This window comes from Dyadobacter endophyticus (assembly GCF_014641595.1).
Classification (GTDB): domain Bacteria; phylum Bacteroidota; class Bacteroidia; order Cytophagales; family Spirosomataceae; genus Dyadobacter; species Dyadobacter endophyticus.
Genome location: NZ_BMIA01000003.1, coordinates 986,178 through 1,004,737, shown reverse-complemented (window position 1 = coordinate 1,004,737; position 18,560 = coordinate 986,178). Strand labels below are relative to the sequence as shown.

Genomic DNA, 18,560 nt, shown 5'->3' with positions numbered 1-18,560 from the left:
TTCACCACCTTTAATAGTTACTCAACCATGGAAAAATTCAATCAGCATTCCTCTCTTGCCGAATCAGAAAACCCGGATTTCGACAACATAAAAATCGATGGCTGCGACGGTGCGAACCGGCAGCAATCCACTGAGGGTTTCACTGCAAACCTGAAATACCTGCTGGTGGGCGTCATCTTCGGGATTGTTTTTGTCAAAGCCGAGGTTGTTTCGTGGTTTCGCATCCAGGAAATGTTCCGGCTGGATTCCTTTCACATGTACGGTGTGATCGGCTCGGCCGTGGCGGTCGGGCTACTCTCAATATGGCTTATCAAAAGATTTAATATCAAGACATTATCCGGTGAGACCGTAAGCATTGCCGACAAGGTTTTCGACAAGGGCCAGATTTACGGCGGGCTTTTGTTCGGCTTCGGCTGGGCCATTACCGGTGCTTGTCCGGGACCCTTGTTTGCACAAATCGGTGCGGGTTACCTAACTGTGGCCGTTACCTTATTGAGCGCCATTGCCGGAACCTGGGTGTACGGACTGCTCCGCGCCAGGCTCCCGCATTGATCACTGCTTGCAGGCCACGAGGTACAATTGCTCGTCGCCCAGCATGAACGGATCGGCTTCGAGGTTGCTAAATGTGCCTACCACGACCAATCCGGCCAGCTCGAACATATAGGTAATTTCTCCAAGCGTATAAATATGCTGACGCACATTGTGGGCCACTCTTTCGGAGCCGGCGATGAATGTCTGTTCCGCTTCGATGTAGCCGCCTTCCGCCCGGTACTCGTTTTCGGCGAGGTAAACAATATCTTCCTGCACAGGCATCCAGTTTCGCGTCTGGAAATTGGGGAAAATGCTTTCGGCAAGATTTTCGGTGTGAATGGCCACATGAGCGCCGGGTTTCAATGCCGATGCAATCTGTCCGATAAACTGTTGCATTTCGGCCCTGGGGAAGAAGCTGAAACTGTTGCCAAGGCAGTATGCGGCATCAAATTGTTGGTCAGGCAGTGCATAATTCAGTACGTCCGCGCAAATCACTTCCAGCGGCAGTTGCTGCTTGCTGCTGATCGTCTGTAATTCCTCACAATATTCCTGCGAGATGTCGATGCAAGTCAATGTAGTGCCTTGCTCTGCGAGCGGCAAAGCGTGCCGTCCGTAGCCTGAGAGCACGTCAAGTACCTTGCTTTCGGGTGTTATTTCGAGTACATCCCGCAGGAAATCGACCTCAAAATCGGTGTATTCTTCGTCCTGGTTGAGTTTCCAGGCGCGTTGCGGGAGTCCTTTGAAATAGGTATGGTACCAGGCCACGGTATTGTTTTGGTTTAAATTAAAACCTAAAACTACTAAAAAAGCCCGCTTACATACGCATGAGCGCAGGCGTAATGCGCAGGTACACCTGTCCCGAAAGCGGTGCTTTACCGTAGACGCTTTCCAAAAGGCGGTCCGGTTTGTAAAGGCTGATCTGCGCTCCGGCTTGTAGTAATGTGTTGCTGAACGAGGCGATTTGGCGGTTCAAACCGAGTGAAAACATCGAAACGGGTAACTTTTCCAGAAGGGGGTCGGGGTCATAAGCTATCAGACCCAGCTCGCTACCGCTTTTTTGCACCCATTCATAACGGCCATAAACGGCCCATTTGTCCAGTTGCAGATTGGATTCAGCCAAAACCGAATTTTCCTTATGGTGCTCGCCCGCGTCATTTAATCCCCACACGAATGTGGAAGAAATCCACCTGTTTTTTCCTCCCAGATTTCCCGAATGCTGAACAGAAGCGGTCGTGCGGTTTACATCCTCGTCGGGTTCGCGCGGTTCAGGACTCTTGATAAAACCGCGTGAAACCTGCATTGCCCAGTTGGCCGAAGGGTTGAATAGCAAGCGGTAACTGTAAGAATTGAAACGTGGTTTGTCAAAATCGAAACGATTTTCGTCCGGCTCGCGACCGGTAAACGAAGACCCTTCCAGTTTGAACTTGCCATAACGGATACCCGCCGTTATTACCCCGAATGTAATGTGCGTAGCATCCTGCCAGTGATGACCGAGCACGGCATCCGGATTATTGAACGCCGACATCCGGTGCATGAATGCCGTAGGCCCGAGAGCCGGCTCGCCCGGGTAACCCGCGTAGATCGTTAAGTCGACTTTATCGTTAATCCGCTGAGTATAACCGATGGAAAGCTCTGAAATGAGGTCGTGCGGATGCTGGCGGTCGATCAGCGGCTGGCCTTTCCAGCTTTCGCCAGATTGAAAGAGTAGCGGATAACCCGCACCTCCGTCGACAATTCGGTCGAGGGAAACCATCGCCCGGACGTTCAGCAGGCCGTTTTTGCCTACCTGCCGCTGGGCCATTCCCATAAACCAGTTGGGGACGCTAAATTTCGAATCGGAGCCCTTTTTGCCGTCATTATTGAAGTTTTGCGCCGTGTAGCGAAGGAAAATGCTTCCGTGCAGCATGTAGTTCCATTTGTTCCCGTGCTTCATGTAGGCGTACATAGGGGTGGCGTCCGGCTGCCAGCCGGTACCCGAGCCATTGCGGGGCATGGGCAGGCTCAATGAAAAGCTGTGGGTCATGTGGGATGGGCCGTTGTGGTCCATTTTCGCATGATCCATGCTTTTCATGTCATGCATTTCATGGCTAACAGTGTCTTTCGCTGGCGCTTGATGATGCTCGTGCTGACCGAATGCGGGGAGCGTGACAGCCGTTGCCACGGTGGCCGCCATTCCGGCGGCCGTCAGCAAAATAAGTTTGTTGAGAAGCATGATGAATGAATTTCGTGACTAGTGTGCTGCGGCGGTTTTGCGGCAGCAGCTTGGCAATTTATCGTGCGCTTTCTGGCTGGCGGGCAACTCGTCGGCGTCGTAGCCGGTTTTGTTGATTGTCGCCTTGATCGCCTCTGGGGTCGTTTTGTCCGGGTTGTACTTCACGGTAATCACCTTGTTGGACAGATCGAGGTTCGATTCTTTCACTCCTTTCGAAAGTCCGAGATTACGTTCCAGGCGTGCTTTGCACATTTCGCAAATGGCCGAGGTTTTGATTTTTACCTCTTTGGTACCGTCGGCGTAGGCGATATTTAAGCCCAGAAAAAGGGCTGTTACAATGCTAAAAATGGTTGTTTTCATGATATTATCAGTTTAAAAAAATCAATGCTGATGTCCTGTTGAATCAGTTTCGGCCATTGCTACTTCCTCCAAATCCATTTTACAAACCGGGCATTTGCCAGCCTCGGCGTAGGTTTTGTCGCCCTCGCATTGCATCGGGCAGGCATATTTTTTCCCGCTTACTGCATGTGTTTCAGTAGCCTTTTTGTCAGATTGGTTTCCTGAACAGGCGATGGATAGGAACAGCAGGGAAGCAATAATGACTTTATTCATACAGTTGAAGTTTAGTAATTTATTGATAATCTATGTTTTATATTAATTTAATAACAGTGCTATTGTCCGACTTGATCGAGCGCAGTCCGCTGTAATGTGCCTTTTTTGAACTCGCCGGGCGTCATGCCGGTCACTTTTTTGAACTGGTTGCTCAAATGTGCCGTGCTGCTGTAAGAAAGTCGCCACGCTATTTCGCTCAAAGTGAGTTCGTTGTAGGAGAGCCATTCTTTCACTTTTTCAACTTTCTGCGCAATGATGTACTGTTCGATCGTCTGCCCGGTTTCAGAAGAAAACAGGTTGCTCAGGTAAGAATATTCATACCCGATCTTTTCCGACAAATAATCCGAAAAATTCATCTGCGCGGGCTTGTTGGCTTTCAGGTTCTGCACCTCGTCGATCACCAGCGTTTTGATATGCTCCACCAGCGCGAGGCGGCGGTCGTCCAGGAGCTCAAAGCCATTCGCTTCCAGCACAGCCTTCACCTCCTGCAACTTATCCGCATTCACCTCGGCCACCGTTTCGATCTCACCGAGCTCTACAAAAGTCAGTTCAATCCCCAGCCGGTTCAATTCCTCGCGCACGACCCGCTTGCAGCGGTCACAAACCATATTTTTGATATATAATTTCATAATCCAGTCAATTTAGCCTAAATCCTTCCTCCCTTCTCCCTTTCCTCCTTTCCTCCCAAAATTATCGGACAATCTTATAACGCATTCCTGCATAAATCATTCGCCCTACTACCGGCCCCCAGGCCATTCCGGCATCGAAATGCTGACCGAATGGGTCTCCGGCGCCCATTATCGGGTCTTTTTGGCGGAAGTTAGCAAGGTTTTCGCCGCCGAGGTAGATGTCCCATTTTGGGAATGTACGGGTGATTTGAGCATTGAAATTGTAAAATGAAGGCGCCTGGGTCGACGTCAGGTCGGTGGGCACGTGGTGGTCGGGAACGTGGCCCATGTACGGCAGCCGGCGTTTGCCGTTCCATTGCACCGTGGCATCGAACTTCCATTTGTCGTACGGCAGGGCATATCCGGCATTGAAAAGCACCCTGTCGCGGCTTACCATCATCCTCGGTTGCAAAGTATTTTGGTCATATACGTTACGGATCGTTTGTTTCACGTCGAAGAGACGGTATGCCAGTTTCAGTTCGAACCGTTTGACGGGTGTCAGGTTCGCTTCGGCCTGAAAGCTGTTGGCATAAGCCCTCCCTTCGAGGTTGTAGAAGCGAATGTAACGCGGGTCTTCCATATCCGCCACGAGTTGGTTCTCAAAATTGGTCCGGTAGAAATCCATGATGAAATTGCCGCTCATTTCGCCGATTTTAAACTCCTGTGTGACGCTCGCACCGTAATTCCATGAAACCTCCGGCCGTATCGCCTCGCGGAAAACCACATTGCGTGAGCTCACAAGATTCCCGTAATATTCCGCCAGCGGGTTCGCTACCCTGAACCCACGGCCAGCCGACGCTCGTAGGGTTGTCTGGTCGGTGAGATTGTATTTCAAATGCAGGCGCGGCGTCCATTGCGTGCCATAAAGGTTGTGGAAATCCACACGACCACCGGCTACCATCACGAATTTATCGAGGTAGTTATAAGTGTATTCGAAAAAGGCACCCGGCACGGATTCGTTCCGTTTCAGGCGAATGTCCCTGTAAACCTCATCATAATTATCAAGCATATAGCTGATACCGGTTTTGTAGGAGTGATTGGTGTTGCCGATGATCGACTGGTAGATCAGGTTTCCGTACAGCGTTTTTTGCGTTCCATCATAATTATTCAATCCAAAATAGGATTTCGAATCATGTATCGAAGCATTTAAAATCAAGCCCAGGCCTTTGTAGGGTTGCTCAGGAAACAGCCGTGCGATTTTGGAGAAAAACTCATAGCGGTTCACCCGCGCACCGAAACCGTAGGCTTGTGTAGTGCCCTTCATTTCGCGTTCGAAGTTTTTCTGGCCGCCCAGACGGTCCTCATAAAGTGCTTTTACACCAAATTGGGCCATTAATTTGTCGCCCTGGTATTTCCAACGGTTCACGGCATTGTATTGGGTGTAAAGCGGCAGGTCGAGAAAGCCGTCACCGTTCTTGTCGATGCGGTTGCGCAATGTGCTGCCGTGCGTAAGCAGCCCGGTGCTCCATTTTTTGCTGAGCTGGTGTGCGAGGTTCAGGTTCACTTCGCCGCGACCGAAATTGTTGACATAGGTATTCAGGTATAACTTCTCCGGCGCATCCGGCTTTTGAAGCTCTACATTGATTTGCCCGGTCATCGATTCGTACCCATTCACAACGGAACCGGCGCCTTTGCCGACGTCGATGGACTGGATCCAGGTTCCGGGGACAAAATTGAGCCCGAATGTGGATGCCAACCCGCGTATGGAGGGGATATTCTCGACGTTCGTCTGAATGTAGGTGCCGTTTAATCCGAGCATCTGGATCTGTTTGGAACCCGTCACCGCGTCGCTGTAAGATACCGAAACGGATGCGTTCGTTTCGAAACTTTCGGACAGGTTACAGCAGGCCGCTTTGGCCAATGCGCGGGTCGTGATGATTTCGGTTTGGTGCGGCGACAACCGGTCGATTGACGTGTTTCCGGCGCGTACTACCACCTCGTCGAGCGTCTGGTCGCTTTGCAGCACCACCTGCAACTCACTTTCCTGGCCGATTTTAATGGTATCATTCCGGAACCCGACGAAACTCACTACCAGCAGGGCCGATTGTGCCGATCGTGGGATATTGAACCGACCGTTTTCGTCGGTAGCCGTTGCCTGAGTTGTTCCGGACCAATAGACGTTGGCCCCGGTAATGGGTTTCAGGCTTTTAGTCTGCGGCTCCTGCTCGTTGACCGAGCCGGTAATACGTTGTGCGTAAATGCAGGAGGATATCAGTAAAAGTAACCCTCCTAAAAGGTATTTGTTCATGATTTCATGGATTCATTGGAATAAGAGATTTATTGCTGACACCGTCGGTCAGATGCGAACGGGTTGCATTAAATGGCTGCTATTCAATGATATCAGATCAGGAACGACTGGATAAATGCGAGCATACTTCTCCCATGAAGACGGGAAGAGAAGGATATATCGGGGGAAAAGAAGGGAGCCGCAACGGCCCATTCCGCCCGGATGAACTGGTAGCTTGTTGCCGACCAGGTGACGCCAGTTGCCACCGATTTGAGCAGTTTCGCAAGCAAATGCGAATCAACAGATGCTACTTCGAGCTTTTCGAGCTTCTGGCTTTCTTTGCAGCAGGCTGTTTTTTTGAAGAATGTGCCCTTGGCCATTTTCAGCGCTGTACTTTTGGCACAACAGGAAGAAATGACTTTAGGCTTACGGGTATTTTCTTTGCTTTTCCTTACAACCTGCATCGACTTGCCACCCATCATCGCGCACTCGCGCACCGTCAGCACAAATCCGGTGCTGCTCAGCAGGACCAGGAAGGCCATCAGGATGGTGATCGATCTATGCAGTTTGTTTTTCATATAAATGCCAGCAATTGGTGTTTGGGCCATTGGTATGGCCCGAAAAACAGATTCCGGGCCAAAAGTACTAATTATCAGACGATTTCTTCGGCTACATACCCAGCCTTTTTGATGAGCTCCTGGATTTCCTCCGGCGAATAGCTCGTATCCACTTTCAGCACGCGATCCGCACTTTCAAGGTCGACCGCCCAATTTTCAACATTTTCATCCCCATTCAGAAATGGTGTAACAGTAGCGACACAGCCGCCGCATTTGATATTGGTTTTGAATTGCAAAGTTTCCATGGTTACTAAAATCCGGATCCTGGTCCGGTATGCTATGTGTTAAATTGTTTTACAAATATCGGTGGGAACCGGTTACAGAGTATTACAGAATTCTGGGAAGGTATTGCAGAGTTTTTGGGTCGAGGGAAGTTCTACAACCTGTGACCGATTGAAGATCATAGCGTATCAAGGGGTGTAACTTAAATCAGGAACACCTATGGACACAGCAACCCCCTCACCTCGCGGTGAAATCCTTCTTTATGAATCGGAAGAAGGCAAAATGACACTTCAAGTACAACTTCAAAATGACACAGTCTGGCTTACGCAGGCACAGATGGCAGAGCTGTTTGGAAAGGAAAGGTCAGTTATTTCGAAGCATATTTCTAATGTCTTCAAGGAGGGGGAGCTCGATGAAAACGCAAATGTGCAAAAAATGCACAATTGGTATTCTATCAAACCAACTGCGTTTTACAGTCTGGATGCGATCATTTCGGTGGGGTATCGTGTGAAATCAACGTAGGGAACACAATTCCGGATTTGGGCTAACCGGATTTTGAAGGACTACCTGGTCAAAGGTTTTGCGACACAGGAAAAATTGAAGTTGGATCAGCTGGAAAGCCTGAAAAAAACTGTTGCACTGCTCGCAAATGTCGTTCACAACAAAGAGCTCACAGCGGGGGAAGCAACCGGCCTGATTCAGGTGGTTACGGATTATGCTTATGCCCTCGATATCCTAGACAGGTATGACCATCGCGAGATAAGAATTGAAAGCGTATCGGAAAAACAGCTCTTTGTCATCACTTACGACGAAGCTATTAATGCATTGGTTACACTCATCCTGATGATCGCAGAAAGTAACCCGGCGGAGAAAGATATGATGGTGAAAGTGGTGGTAAGCCTGATTAACCAAAATAATTAGGCTTGCTACCACAAATTTCACAATCGCGCTCCCTTCAACCTTAAACTATTCATCACAACCGAAACCGAGCTTAGGGCCATTGCTCCGCCAGCGATCATCGGATCGAGTAGGAAGCCATTTATCGGGTATAGAACGCCGGCAGCGACGGGAATGCCTATCACATTATAGATGAATGCCCAGAAAAGGTTTTGCCTGATAGTAACCACGGTTTTGCGGGATAGTTTTAGCGCTTTCGGTAACGCCAGTAGGTCGGAAGTAATGAGGGTCATCTTGGCGACGTCCATCGCGATGTCGGAGCCTTTGCCCATGGCTACGCTCACGTCTGCCTGCGCCAGGGCCTGGGAGTCGTTGATGCCGTCGCCGACCATCGCGACGGTCTTGCCCTGGGCCTGTAATTTTTTAACGAATTGCATTTTATCATCCGGCTTTACTTCGGCCTGGTAGCTGTCGATACCGGTCTGCAATGCAACTGCGGCGGCCGTTTGCGCGTTGTCGCCTGTCAGCATATGTACCTCTATGCCCTGTGCGTGCAGTTTTTCAACGGCTTCGCGGGAAGTAGGTTTCAGTTGGTCGGCGATGGCGATAAGCCCGGCATGCTGACCGTCGATCGCGATACCGATTACGGTTTTGGCCTGGGCAGTGAGCACTTCGTAAGCGGGTTGAAGCTCGGCGGCGATGTGGACTTGCTCCTTTTCCAGGAATTTCAACGTGCCGATAATGTATTCGCGCCCGCGGGCGATGCCCCGTATTCCGCTCCCGGTGAACGACTGGAAGTCAGAAACGTCGATTTTCGTATCATTTTCGATATACTGTATGATGGCCTGCGCCAATGGATGCTCCGAACGCGCTTCAAGTGCTTTTATTGCCGCAAAATGTACGGACGGGTTCTCGAGGGAGGCTATCCATTTCCAATCGGTTACATCCGGACGGCCTTCGGTAAGCGTGCCCGTTTTATCAAGTATTACAGCATCCACTTTATAGGCTTTTTCAAGACTTTCAGCGTCGCGGATCAGGATATTGTTTTCAGCACCCTTACCAACCCCCACCATCATGGCCGTTGGTGTGGCGAGACCGAGCGCACATGGGCAGGCAATCACCAATACGGATACCGCTGTCAGCATGGCGTGGGTAATCGCATTTTCAGCACCCAGTAACATCCACACGATAAATGTGAGAATGGCAATACCGATCACGACAGGCACGAATATGCCCGCGACGCGGTCTGCAAGCCGTTGCACCGGCGCTTTGCTACCCTGTGCTGCCTGAACGGTTTTGATGATTTGTGCTAAAACAGTCTGTTTGCCGACTTTTTCAGCTGTGAAGGTAAAACTGCCCGTTTGGTTGAGCGTTCCGGCAAAGACGCTGTCGCCCGGTTTCTTTTCCGCCGGAATGGGTTCGCCGGTCATAAGGCTTTCGTCGACGAATGAATTGCCGCTGGACACCTTGCCGTCGACAGGTATTTTCTCTCCCGACCGGATAACGACCTCGTCGCCCAGGCGTACTTCGCGAGCCGGTATTTCCATTTCGGTGCCGTCGCGATGGACTCTCACCGTTTTGGGTTGCAGTCCAATGAGTTTTTTCAGCGCGTCGGATGTGTTCGATTTGGCACGTTCTTCCATCAGTTTACCCAACAAAATGAAGAATATAATGACTGCAGCAGCTTCGAAATACACATGTGGGTGCAAGCCGCGCGCGTGCCATAACGCGGGAAAGAATGTGTTGAATGTGCTGAAAAGAAAGGCAACCCCGGTGCTGAGTGCGACAAGGGTGTCCATATTGGCCTTTCGGTGCTGAGCCTGCTTCCAGGCATTTACGAAGAAATCCCTCCCGAAAATAAACAATACCGGGATAGTAAGGGCCAGCATAATGTAGTTAGCATAAGACCAATCCATGAAGAACATCCCCAAAGCAACCACCGGTGCAGTGAGTATGCCGGTGTACACGGCCTTGTTTTTCAGGTTTTGATAGTGTTCCTGCTGGATTTTCTCCTGTTCGGCGATCGCATCTTCCTCGTTTTCTTCGATGATGAGTCCGTAACCAATGCTTTGCAGCACGAGGTCCATATCGGGGAGATCAACGAGGTCGGGGTCGTAGGACACCGATACCGACTGGTTCGCATAATTCACGGCTGCACTCGCGATCCCTTTGGTATGGCTCAGCATCGATTCCACGCTCACTGCACATGCCGCGCACGACATGCCGGTAACCGGGAGTGTTGCTTTTTTTATATCTGTTGTCGTTTCCATAGTCTTTCAGAATTGGTATACAAAAATAAAGTCCAACTCTGCCGGTAGCATTACACAATTCTGGCTGTGGTTTACAAGATTAGTGGAAACAGGCTGTTATGCAAGGCGCGTGCCGTTCGGAACAGGAAAATCGGGGCTTGTGAGGATTACTTCGCCATCGGGCAGAACGAAACCGGTCGTGAGTACTTCGGAACGGAAATCGGCAATTTGTTTCGGAGGGAAATTGACCACGCAAAGCACCTGTTTGCCCAATAACTGCTCTTTGGTGTACCGTTTTGTGATTTGGGCAGAGCTTGGTTTGACACCGATTTCGGAGCCGAGATCAATGAGAAGTTTGAATGCGGGCTTTCTTGCTTTCGGGAAATCGTCGACCCGGATGATCGTTCCGGCGCGGAGGTCTACCTGCTCAAATTCCTGCCAGGTAATCGTGCTCATGGGTTTCTGGTTTGATTTTAATGATACTTATCCGGCAAATTAACATTAAAAAACTCTTTTGTTCCCCTTTCCGAAGCATTGAGGGGATCCATTTAAAACACGAACAATGAAAAAACTGCTGTTATCCATCATACTACTTTCGGCGGGGTTAAATACTTTCGCACAGGACAGGAATATCACTTTTTACGTCGGTACGCAAGATAAGGGGGCGAATTCTTCTATTACCCGCTGTGAGCTGAACCTTAATTCGGGGCAAATAACGCTGATCGATACCATCAACAAATCCGTTGCACCGGGCTATGTGGCCATTTCGCCAAATAAGCGGAATTTGTACGCGATCGGGTCGGATAATAAAGTGTCAGCCTATTCCATCGGGGCCGACCGCAAACTTACCTTTCTGAATAGCCAACCTTCGGAAGGCATGGGCCCGTGCCACGTTTCGGTACACTCAACCGGCAAAATGGGTTTTGTTTCCAATTATGGCGGCGGCAGCTTTTCCGCATATAATATTGGTGACGATGGAAAATTAAGCGCCCCGGTTTACAAAGAACAATACACAGGGAGCGGACCTAATGCCAAGCGCCAGGAAAAAGCGCATGCGCATTTCGCAACGGCTAGTCCGGATGGCAGGTATGTGTATGTGACGGACTTGGGAAGTGATAAGGTGATGAATTACAGCGTCGATGTTAATACCGGAAAATTGACGCCCAATGCGGCCCAGCCGTTTTTCTCCGGCAAACCCGGTGCCGGTCCACGCCATTTGATCATCCATCCTGCGGGCAAACGGTTGTTTTTGCTCAACGAGCTCGACGCGACCGTAACGGCCTGCTCGATCGATAAAAAAGGGGTGATAACGGCCATTAAGACCTATCCGACGATCCCTGCCGACTATTCAGGACCGACCAATACGAGCGCCGCGATCCATTTACATCCTAACGCTAAGTTCGTATATGTGTCAAACCGTGGGCATAATTCGATTACCGCATTCAAAATACTGGGCAATGGGGAGCTGGAAATGGTGGATCAGCAGACGAAATCCATCGCTACGCCGCGCGATTTCAATATCGATCCGACGGGCAAATTCCTGATCGTCGCGAATCAGTCGACGGACAACTTGGTCGTGTACGATGTGGATGCGGCAACGGGCAAGTTCACGTTCAAGCACGAAAGCATTGCCGTGAAGCTGCCCATTTGCGTAGCATTCCTTTGAGAGCGAGTTTAAATAGGATTATAGCGAAATGGTCAGAGTTTTCTGGCCATTTTGTTTTGGTAGTAATTCAAAAAGTCCTCGATCTGCTCCACGGGCATTTTGCGTGCGATGATCTTTTTGTTTTTATCCAGAATGTAGATCGTAGGCGTCGTTACAACGTCGAACTTCCGGTTGAAATCGATCTGGTTTAACGCATCGTAACCGTTGATCAGGCCATCAAGATGATAGGTTTTCACGAACGACTTCCATTCTTCCATATTGTGCTCGGTTGAAATGGCCATTACCTTGATGCCGTTGGCCTTGTTCTTTTCGTAAAACGCTTTCAAAACCGGCGAAGCTTCCTTGCAATGCCCGCAGCTGGGAGCGAAGAAAAACAGCACGGTGTAATTGGCATCGATGGCTTGTACGCTCACCTTCTTGCCGGCAAGGTCGGTAAGGGCCAATGCGGGGAAGGTTTTATTCACCAGCAGGTCCTTCATGGTCGCCACTTTTTCGGCGATGCGTTTTTTAACATCCTCCGAAACACCCATTTCGCCGGAGAGGTAATATTTGTTGGCCATGTACACCCAAACGGCCTCGGTACCTACCGTTTTGGGGTTTTCATACTGGTTGGTAATGTAAAACACCGTCCAGGCCTTCACGTCTTTGTTGACCGAGACTTTCTTAACGATCATATCCGCGTCTTTAATGATCGAATCGGGCGTTTGGACGACCAGATTTTTGAAATACCGCTCCATTTTTGGTTCAAGGAAGGGTGTGTTCATAACGCGCGGGTCCGAAAAATCGAACGCGTCCCAGTAATGCGCCTTGTAATAATTGAAAACCCACATCGAGTCGGTTTTGCCGTTGGCTAATTTCGGCGCAGCGGGGATTTCGGGATCGGCCGACATTTTCAGTAACTGGGCGGTGAAACTTCCGGCGTTTTCAGCCATCAATTTCTTGCGATAGGTACCAAAACCGTCCTGAATCGCCCGGATACGCGCCTGGCTTTCCGGTGTCGGCTGTTTGCCTAATGCCTCAATTTCTTTGCTGCCTTTGGCTAATTCTTTTCGATAATCATAGAAAAGCTCGTTTTCTTTGGAGCCGGTTATTTTTAAAGAGGTATTTACGTCGGCCGTATCGGCTTCCAGCGAAAAATTGGTTTCCTTGCCGGAATAAATGAGTTCGATCATCTTCTGGTTGCCCGGGAAGAGAATGACGTAAAGGCCGCCGGGAAGGGCTGTCTTGCCTTCGAATACAACTTTCCCGTTGGTATCGGCCTTGGCAGTGTCTTTGGGCACAAACTGCGAAGCATTGCGATTATAATGCCCGATGACGAACGAGGAATCCCGCATTCCCTTGATGGTAGCTTCGATGCGGTAGCCCTGGGAGTAAGCGGTGGAGAACAGGCCGAAGATGGTCAGTAACAACAATAGGTAAGTGCGGGTATAATCTCTCATCAGGCTGTGGAAAGTTTGCTTTAAAGCTGTTTATTGGATTATTTCGAATTTTGAAGTCTGTAAAATTAACTTCAAAACGTAAACATCAACAGGGTTCTTATTCAAATGTTTTTTTTTCTCTCCAAAGCGATTGACTTCCTCATAATGCCGCTGAGCATTGTGCTTTTCATACTGATCTATGCTTTTCTCGTCAAAAGCGACCGGCGACGGCGACAAGCGGTGGGATTAACGATCGTTTCGCTATTGCTGGCGTCGAATTCGTATCTGGTTACGAAGTTTGTCAACGCATGGGAGTACAAGTTCGTTAACCTGGGCGAAGTGAAGAAAACGTATGATGTCGGGATTCTGCTTTCAGGTGGGCTGATCACTCATACTACGCCGAGACAGGACCATCCGGCAATGGGGGGCAATGGTGATCGGGTTCTGCAAACCTACCTGCTCTATAAGCACGGTAAGATCAGGAAAATACTGATTACAGGAACAAGCGTGGGGAGACTGATGGATATGAAGCAGGGTGAAACGCGGCAGGCTGCGTTGCTGCTGGTAAGCTGGGGCGTTCCGGCCAAGGATATCCTGTTTGAGGAAAAAGCTCGAAATACCCGCGAAAACGCCGTGTATTCAGGCCGTATCCTGAATAAAATGTTCCCCTCGAAAAAATACCTGCTGATAACCTCTGCATTTCACATGCGCCGGTCGACCGGGTGCTTCGAAAAAATCGGAATCAAAACAGACCCCTTCCCGGCCGACTTTCGTGGGGGATATAACCGGTTTGCCACTCAGAAACTGGTGCCGGACCCCGAGGCTTTCGCCCACTTTAGCACGCTGTGGCATGAAATCGTAGGTTACCTCGTCTACAAAGCAGTAGGCTACTGCTAAGCATTCCTGTGTTACACACTCAGGATCTTCACCATTCTCAACAAATCTTCGTTGATCGGCTTCGGAAGTCTGATAGTGTCTTCGAAAGGAGTATAAACCAGCTCATTGTTGATGATACCGGCCATTACATTCTTTTGTCCTGCGATGAGCCCTTCCAATGCGCCCAATCCGAGGCGGCTGGCCAGGATACGGTCGTATGCAGACGGTGTTCCTCCGCGTTGGGTATGGCCGAGCGTCGTTACACGGATATCCGCGTTTTCGTCCACCTGAACCTTGATTTTGTCGGCAACTTCCTGAGCGCTTCCTTCTTCGTCGCCTTCTGCTACGATGATGATAGAAGATGATTTTGAGCGGCTCCAACCTTGTTTCAGGGTTTCCACCACCTGTGAAATCGGGGTCAGTACTTCCGGAACCATTACGAGCTCCGCACCGCCTGCAATACCCGACTGGATCGCGATATAGCCGGAGTCGCGGCCCATTACCTCGATGAAGAAGATACGGTCGTGCGAACTTGCGGTGTCACGGATGCGGTCGATGGCGTCCAATGCAGTGTTTACGGCAGTATCGAACCCAATGGTGTAATCAGTTCCGTACAAGTCGTTATCGATTGTTCCGGGAGCGCCCACCGTCGGGATACCGTATTCGTTGCCGAAGATCATCGCGCCGGTAAACGTACCGTTACCGCCAATGGCGATCAGTCCTTCGATTTCGAGTGCCTGCAAGTTGTCATAAGCCTTCTTGCGGCCTTCGGGGGTCATAAATTCCTTGCTTCTTGCCGATTTGAGGATTGTACCTCCTCTTTGTACTATATTGCTGACCGAGTGAGACTCCATCTTGTAGACATCACCGGCGATCATTCCGCTATATCCTCTTCTGATTCCAAATACTTCAATACCATGGTAGCATGCTCCACGTACTACCGCCCGTATGCAGGCGTTCATACCAGGGGCATCTCCTCCTGAGGTAAAAACTCCAATTCGTTTCATTTAATAATTTCGGGTTACTTCTAATCTTTCTATGTACAGCTCCAATTGAACCTTTAAGGCACAATTTCCGCAAATTTATCCGGTATTTTCTTAAAATAGATGCCTTGATTCTTAATTATGTTAAAAAAATGCGGGAACAAGAATCATTTTTAGCATCTCAAACATATACCAATACTCATATATTTGCGCCGGTTAATGGAAATTTAATATCCCCTTGCCGGCGTTCGTTGCTACTATTACTGTTTGAAAAGTCATATTTAGGGCGGACCGTGAACGGTACCGCTGTCATTCGAAATCAATCCGTAGCTTAATATTACCAAAATGAAAAATCTGTTCTCCTGGCAACGTCTCTGGCCTCATCTGGTGGCTGTCATCGGCTTTATGATTTTGTCCGTTGCTTACGTTTCACCGGTGCTGCAAGGCAAGAAACTCAGTGCTACTGATGAGATCCAGGCAAAGGGAGCTGCCCGGGAGGTTTTAGATTACAACAAGAAAACCGGAGAATGGTCGTGGTGGACCAACAGCATGTTCGGCGGGATGCCTTCGTACCTGGTCGCGGCGGATTATCCAACCAGCATACCAACGAAAATTGGGCAGGGCGTGAACAAGCTGCTCCCCGCTCCGGCCAACTATTTCCTCATCGGGATGGTGAGTGCCTATGTGCTGTTCCTGGTACTCGGGGCCGGCGGATGGCTGGCTGCGATAGGCGCGGTGGCATTTTCATTTTCATGCTTCAACGCCATAAATCTGGAAGCCGGGCACATTTCGCAGGTGATCGCGATCATGTACGCACCTGGCGTGCTCGCGGGCGTAATCCTTGCTTTCCGCCGTAACTGGCTGGCAGGAGCTGCGGTTACCGCATTATTCCTCTCGCTCGAATTGTACGCCAACCACGTGCAGATTACCTATTATCTGGGAATCGGCATTGTAATTCTGGTGATGATGGAAAGTGTGGCGATGATTAAAAAAGGCCTTACAAAGAACCTGGTAATGGTGCTTGGAGGGCTTGCTTTGGCGGCGGTAGTGGCCGTGGGAACGCATACCACGCGGCTTTGGAACGCCTATGATTACACCAGGGAAACGATCCGTGGCAAATCGGAACTCTCCCCGAGCGCGAAGAAGGCCGACCCTAAAAAAGGCGACGGACTGGATAAAGAATACGCATTTACTTATAGCTACGGCGTTGGTGAACTGCTCACGCTAGTGATCCCCAACGCTTATGGAGGTGCCTCGTACGGCCCGCTTTCAAATACGTCGGAGACCTATAAAACACTGACAGGCCGTGGCGTCGACGCTGCTACGGCTCAGAACATAGTGCAGCAACTACCGCTCTACTGGGGCGATCAGCCGATCATGGGCGGCCCCAATTATATCGGGGCTATCGTGTTCTTCCTCTTCGTGCTCGGATTGTTTATTGTCAAAAGTCCGCTGAAATACTGGGCAGCCGGGGTAATTGTGCTGTACGTTATATGGGCGTTAGGAAGCAGTTTTGCCGCGATCAACTACCTGTTTTTCGACTATTTCCCGATGTTCAACAAATTCAGGGCAATGACGATGGTGATTTCACTGGCACAGCTGCTGATGGTGCTGGTGGGTGTTTTGGCGCTGGCTGCGATCGCTCAGAAGACGATTACGGCCAATGAGTTGCAGAAGCCGTTCCTGATTTCGACGGCCATTACGGCTGGACTTATGCTGATTATGGCACTCTTGCCAGGTGTTTTTCTTGGATTTAAGGGAGTTAATGATCCTCAGCTTGGGCAGCAGTTTTCGCAAATGGCCCAGGATCAGGCGTTTGGTCAGCAAATAGTAAACTCTGTTGTGCAGGACCGCGAAGGCCTCATGAAGGGGGATGCGATCCGCGGGTTGATATTTATCGCATTGGCCGCCGGATTGGTGTGGTTCTTCGCACAGAACAAGCTGAAATCGGTGGTGTTTTATAGCGTGCTGCTCTTGCTCGTTATTTTTGATTTGTTTGGGATTGATAAAAGATATCTCAATAACGAAGATTTCGTGAGCGCTTATGTCGCCCAGGGCGTTACCACGCCTTCACCGGCCGACGAGCAGATCCTGCGCGATACCGATCCGGATTACAAGGTATATGACGTCGCTTCGCAGGGCGGTCCGTTCAATAGCGCACAGGCATCCTATTTTCATAAATCATTGGGCGGATACCACGCCGCCAAAATGCGCCGCTATCAGGAGCTTTTTGAAAATCAGTTTTTTACTGAGAAGCCGAATATGGAAGTCCTGAACATGCTGAATGCGAAGTATTTCATTACACCCGATGAGCAGGGTAACAGAGTAGCGCAGCCAAATCCGCAGGCTTACGGCCATGCATGGTTTGTGAAATCCTATAAAGTTGTTCCCAATGCAGACGCTGAAATGGCGGCGCTGCGTACGGTAAATCTGCGCACGGAAGCAGTGATCGACCAGCATTTCGCGGCCAAACTGGAAGGACTTAAAGCCGGCACCGATTCGACGGCCAAAATAAGCCTGATCTCCTACAAGCCGGACGAACTGATCTATGAATCTAATTCCGGTTCGGAAGGGTTGGCGGTGTTCTCGGAAATATACTACAATGTGCGCGACGAATGGAAGGTGACGATCGACGATAAACCGGCCGATCTGCTGCGTGCCAATTACGTGCTGCGCGCATTACGCATACCCGCGGGCAAGCATACGATCAAGTTCCGATTTGAACCGGTTTCGGTTAGCGCGGGCAAGATGATCGACCTTGTAAGCTCATTGCTGCTGGTCGGACTGATAGCCGGAGCGATATTTGTTGAATCGAAAGGAAAGAAAAACGTATGACCGACCGCCGCTATCCCATCGGGCCTATTGCGCTGAAAGACGCATATTCCGACGACGAAATCCGCGAGTTCATCCGCATTATCGCTGAAATTCCTGCCGAATACCGTAAACGGGTGGCTAACCTTTCGGAGGAGGATTTGCTAAAAACTTACCGGGAGGGAAGCTGGAATATCCGCCAGCTCATCCATCACGTCGCCGATCTGCAATTTGTGCATTACCTGCGCATGAAAAAGGCCATCACCGAGCCTGATTACGACGAGGTTACGCTCATCGACATGAATGCGTGGGCCGTTACGCCCGATGCTCTGAATGTGCCTGTCGAAGCCTCGCTTGGGATTTTCGAGGGCACGCATGCACGTTACGCCTACCTCGCGGGTACACTCACAGAGGAGCAGTTCGCCAGAAAGTATTACCATCCGACGCGCAAGCTCTGGTTTGACCAAAAACAGGCTTTGGCGATGTCGGTCTGGCATGTGAAGCACCATTTGGCACATATCGATCTCGCATTAGGGAATATTTGAAGCAAAAATTGCGATGTGATACCGGC

At 50.0% G+C, this 18,560-nt stretch carries 19 protein-coding genes; 7 read left to right on the top strand and 12 right to left on the bottom strand.

Going from position 1 to position 18,560, the window contains the following annotated elements:
- Positions 1 to 27 precede the first annotated feature (27 nt).
- Positions 28 to 552: a YeeE/YedE family protein gene (locus tag IEY24_RS23985; protein ID WP_188936896.1), complete on the top strand. Its 525-nt coding sequence runs from the start codon at positions 28 to 30 to the stop codon at positions 550 to 552.
- Here the strand turns inward: IEY24_RS23985 and IEY24_RS23980 are convergent, their stop codons facing one another.
- The 8 genes from IEY24_RS23980 to IEY24_RS23945 form a co-directional block, all read right to left on the bottom strand.
- Positions 553 to 1,296 (bottom strand): class I SAM-dependent methyltransferase, encoded by a 744-nt coding sequence (locus IEY24_RS23980; RefSeq protein WP_188936893.1) that lies wholly within the window; start codon positions 1,294 to 1,296, stop codon positions 553 to 555. It abuts the gene before it with no gap.
- A gap of 49 nt (positions 1,297 to 1,345) precedes the next feature.
- A complete protein-coding gene (locus IEY24_RS23975; protein ID WP_188936890.1) occupies positions 1,346 to 2,743 on the bottom strand; it encodes a hypothetical protein in 1,398 nt (465 codons plus the stop codon).
- A gap of 18 nt (positions 2,744 to 2,761) precedes the next feature.
- Positions 2,762 to 3,103 carry a heavy-metal-associated domain-containing protein gene (locus IEY24_RS23970; RefSeq protein ID WP_188936887.1) on the bottom strand — a complete coding sequence of 114 codons (342 nt, stop codon included), beginning with the start codon at positions 3,101 to 3,103 and terminating at the stop codon, positions 2,762 to 2,764.
- Between the two features lie 21 nt (positions 3,104 to 3,124).
- Positions 3,125 to 3,355: a heavy metal-binding domain-containing protein gene (locus IEY24_RS23965; RefSeq protein WP_188936885.1), complete on the bottom strand. Its 231-nt coding sequence runs from the start codon at positions 3,353 to 3,355 to the stop codon at positions 3,125 to 3,127.
- 59 nt (positions 3,356 to 3,414) lie between these two features.
- A complete protein-coding gene (locus IEY24_RS23960; RefSeq protein ID WP_188936883.1) occupies positions 3,415 to 3,984 on the bottom strand; it encodes a helix-turn-helix domain-containing protein in 570 nt (189 codons plus the stop codon).
- Positions 3,985 to 4,045: 61 nt separating this feature from the next.
- The gene (locus tag IEY24_RS23955) at positions 4,046 to 6,271 is read right to left on the bottom strand and encodes a TonB-dependent receptor (protein WP_188936880.1); all 2,226 of its coding nucleotides are present in this window, start codon (positions 6,269 to 6,271) and stop codon (positions 4,046 to 4,048) included.
- Between the two features lie 92 nt (positions 6,272 to 6,363).
- Positions 6,364 to 6,828 (bottom strand): hypothetical protein, encoded by a 465-nt coding sequence (locus IEY24_RS23950; RefSeq protein ID WP_188936878.1) that lies wholly within the window; start codon positions 6,826 to 6,828, stop codon positions 6,364 to 6,366.
- Positions 6,829 to 6,902: 74 nt separating this feature from the next.
- Positions 6,903 to 7,112, bottom strand: a complete 210-nt coding sequence (locus tag IEY24_RS23945) for a heavy-metal-associated domain-containing protein (protein WP_188936876.1) — start codon at positions 7,110 to 7,112, stop codon at positions 6,903 to 6,905.
- 196 nt (positions 7,113 to 7,308) lie between these two features.
- On the opposite strand from IEY24_RS23945, the gene IEY24_RS32825 reads away from it, so the two are divergent.
- Together IEY24_RS32825 and IEY24_RS32820 are read left to right on the top strand one after the other, a co-directional pair.
- On the top strand, positions 7,309 to 7,611 hold the full coding sequence (locus IEY24_RS32825) for a virulence RhuM family protein (RefSeq protein WP_229222965.1): 303 nt from the start codon (positions 7,309 to 7,311) through the stop codon (positions 7,609 to 7,611).
- Between the two features lie 33 nt (positions 7,612 to 7,644).
- Complete coding sequence (locus tag IEY24_RS32820) at positions 7,645 to 8,010, top strand: hypothetical protein (protein WP_229222963.1); 366 nt, start codon at positions 7,645 to 7,647, stop codon at positions 8,008 to 8,010.
- Between the two features lie 17 nt (positions 8,011 to 8,027).
- Here IEY24_RS32820 and IEY24_RS23935 read toward each other — a convergent pair whose 3' ends face one another.
- Positions 8,028 to 10,256: a heavy metal translocating P-type ATPase gene (locus tag IEY24_RS23935; RefSeq protein WP_188936873.1), complete on the bottom strand. Its 2,229-nt coding sequence runs from the start codon at positions 10,254 to 10,256 to the stop codon at positions 8,028 to 8,030.
- A gap of 96 nt (positions 10,257 to 10,352) precedes the next feature.
- Positions 10,353 to 10,691: a tRNA-binding protein gene (locus tag IEY24_RS23930; RefSeq protein WP_188936871.1), complete on the bottom strand. Its 339-nt coding sequence runs from the start codon at positions 10,689 to 10,691 to the stop codon at positions 10,353 to 10,355.
- Positions 10,692 to 10,797: 106 nt separating this feature from the next.
- On the opposite strand from IEY24_RS23930, the gene IEY24_RS23925 reads away from it, so the two are divergent.
- Positions 10,798 to 11,901, top strand: a complete 1,104-nt coding sequence (locus tag IEY24_RS23925; protein WP_188936869.1) for a lactonase family protein — start codon at positions 10,798 to 10,800, stop codon at positions 11,899 to 11,901.
- Between the two features lie 32 nt (positions 11,902 to 11,933).
- Here IEY24_RS23925 and IEY24_RS23920 read toward each other — a convergent pair whose 3' ends face one another.
- On the bottom strand, positions 11,934 to 13,340 hold the full coding sequence (locus IEY24_RS23920) for a TlpA family protein disulfide reductase (protein ID WP_188936867.1): 1,407 nt from the start codon (positions 13,338 to 13,340) through the stop codon (positions 11,934 to 11,936).
- A 105-nt stretch (positions 13,341 to 13,445) separates the two neighbouring features.
- Here IEY24_RS23920 and IEY24_RS23915 point away from each other — a divergent pair, with 105 nt between their 5' ends.
- Positions 13,446 to 14,216, top strand: a complete 771-nt coding sequence (locus IEY24_RS23915) for a YdcF family protein (protein ID WP_188936865.1) — start codon at positions 13,446 to 13,448, stop codon at positions 14,214 to 14,216.
- A gap of 11 nt (positions 14,217 to 14,227) precedes the next feature.
- On the opposite strand, the gene pfkA is transcribed toward IEY24_RS23915, so the two are convergent.
- A complete protein-coding gene (gene pfkA, locus IEY24_RS23910; protein WP_188936862.1) occupies positions 14,228 to 15,202 on the bottom strand; it encodes a 6-phosphofructokinase in 975 nt (324 codons plus the stop codon).
- 321 nt (positions 15,203 to 15,523) lie between these two features.
- On the opposite strand from pfkA, the gene IEY24_RS23905 reads away from it, so the two are divergent.
- Together IEY24_RS23905 and IEY24_RS23900 are read left to right on the top strand one after the other, a co-directional pair.
- Complete coding sequence (locus IEY24_RS23905) at positions 15,524 to 18,013, top strand: hypothetical protein (RefSeq protein WP_188936859.1); 2,490 nt, start codon at positions 15,524 to 15,526, stop codon at positions 18,011 to 18,013.
- A complete protein-coding gene (locus IEY24_RS23900) occupies positions 18,010 to 18,534 on the top strand; it encodes a YfiT family bacillithiol transferase (RefSeq protein WP_188936857.1) in 525 nt (174 codons plus the stop codon). The genes IEY24_RS23905 and IEY24_RS23900 overlap by 4 nt, the downstream gene beginning before the upstream one ends.
- Positions 18,535 to 18,560: the final 26 nt, after the last annotated feature.

What these genes read in the sequence shown, in the direction of transcription:
- IEY24_RS23930 (WP_188936871.1), bottom strand. Translation starts at nt 10,691, where the DNA reads ATGAGCACGATTACCTGGCAGGAATTTGAGCAGGTAGACCTCCGCGCC.
- IEY24_RS23915 (WP_188936865.1), top strand. Translation starts at nt 13,446, where the DNA reads ATGTTTTTTTTTCTCTCCAAAGCGATTGACTTCCTCATAATGCCGCTG.
- IEY24_RS23965 (WP_188936885.1), bottom strand. Translation starts at nt 3,355, where the DNA reads ATGAATAAAGTCATTATTGCTTCCCTGCTGTTCCTATCCATCGCCTGT.
- IEY24_RS23925 (WP_188936869.1), top strand. Translation starts at nt 10,798, where the DNA reads ATGAAAAAACTGCTGTTATCCATCATACTACTTTCGGCGGGGTTAAAT.
- IEY24_RS23950 (WP_188936878.1), bottom strand. Translation starts at nt 6,828, where the DNA reads ATGAAAAACAAACTGCATAGATCGATCACCATCCTGATGGCCTTCCTG.
- IEY24_RS23975 (WP_188936890.1), bottom strand. Translation starts at nt 2,743, where the DNA reads ATGCTTCTCAACAAACTTATTTTGCTGACGGCCGCCGGAATGGCGGCC.
- IEY24_RS23900 (WP_188936857.1), top strand. Translation starts at nt 18,010, where the DNA reads ATGACCGACCGCCGCTATCCCATCGGGCCTATTGCGCTGAAAGACGCA.
- IEY24_RS23905 (WP_188936859.1), top strand. Translation starts at nt 15,524, where the DNA reads ATGAAAAATCTGTTCTCCTGGCAACGTCTCTGGCCTCATCTGGTGGCT.
- IEY24_RS23970 (WP_188936887.1), bottom strand. Translation starts at nt 3,103, where the DNA reads ATGAAAACAACCATTTTTAGCATTGTAACAGCCCTTTTTCTGGGCTTA.
- IEY24_RS23955 (WP_188936880.1), bottom strand. Translation starts at nt 6,271, where the DNA reads ATGAACAAATACCTTTTAGGAGGGTTACTTTTACTGATATCCTCCTGC.
- IEY24_RS23920 (WP_188936867.1), bottom strand. Translation starts at nt 13,340, where the DNA reads ATGAGAGATTATACCCGCACTTACCTATTGTTGTTACTGACCATCTTC.
- IEY24_RS23985 (WP_188936896.1), top strand. Translation starts at nt 28, where the DNA reads ATGGAAAAATTCAATCAGCATTCCTCTCTTGCCGAATCAGAAAACCCG.
- IEY24_RS23935 (WP_188936873.1), bottom strand. Translation starts at nt 10,256, where the DNA reads ATGGAAACGACAACAGATATAAAAAAAGCAACACTCCCGGTTACCGGC.
- IEY24_RS23960 (WP_188936883.1), bottom strand. Translation starts at nt 3,984, where the DNA reads ATGAAATTATATATCAAAAATATGGTTTGTGACCGCTGCAAGCGGGTC.
- IEY24_RS32825 (WP_229222965.1), top strand. Translation starts at nt 7,309, where the DNA reads ATGGACACAGCAACCCCCTCACCTCGCGGTGAAATCCTTCTTTATGAA.
- IEY24_RS23945 (WP_188936876.1), bottom strand. Translation starts at nt 7,112, where the DNA reads ATGGAAACTTTGCAATTCAAAACCAATATCAAATGCGGCGGCTGTGTC.
- pfkA (WP_188936862.1), bottom strand. Translation starts at nt 15,202, where the DNA reads ATGAAACGAATTGGAGTTTTTACCTCAGGAGGAGATGCCCCTGGTATG.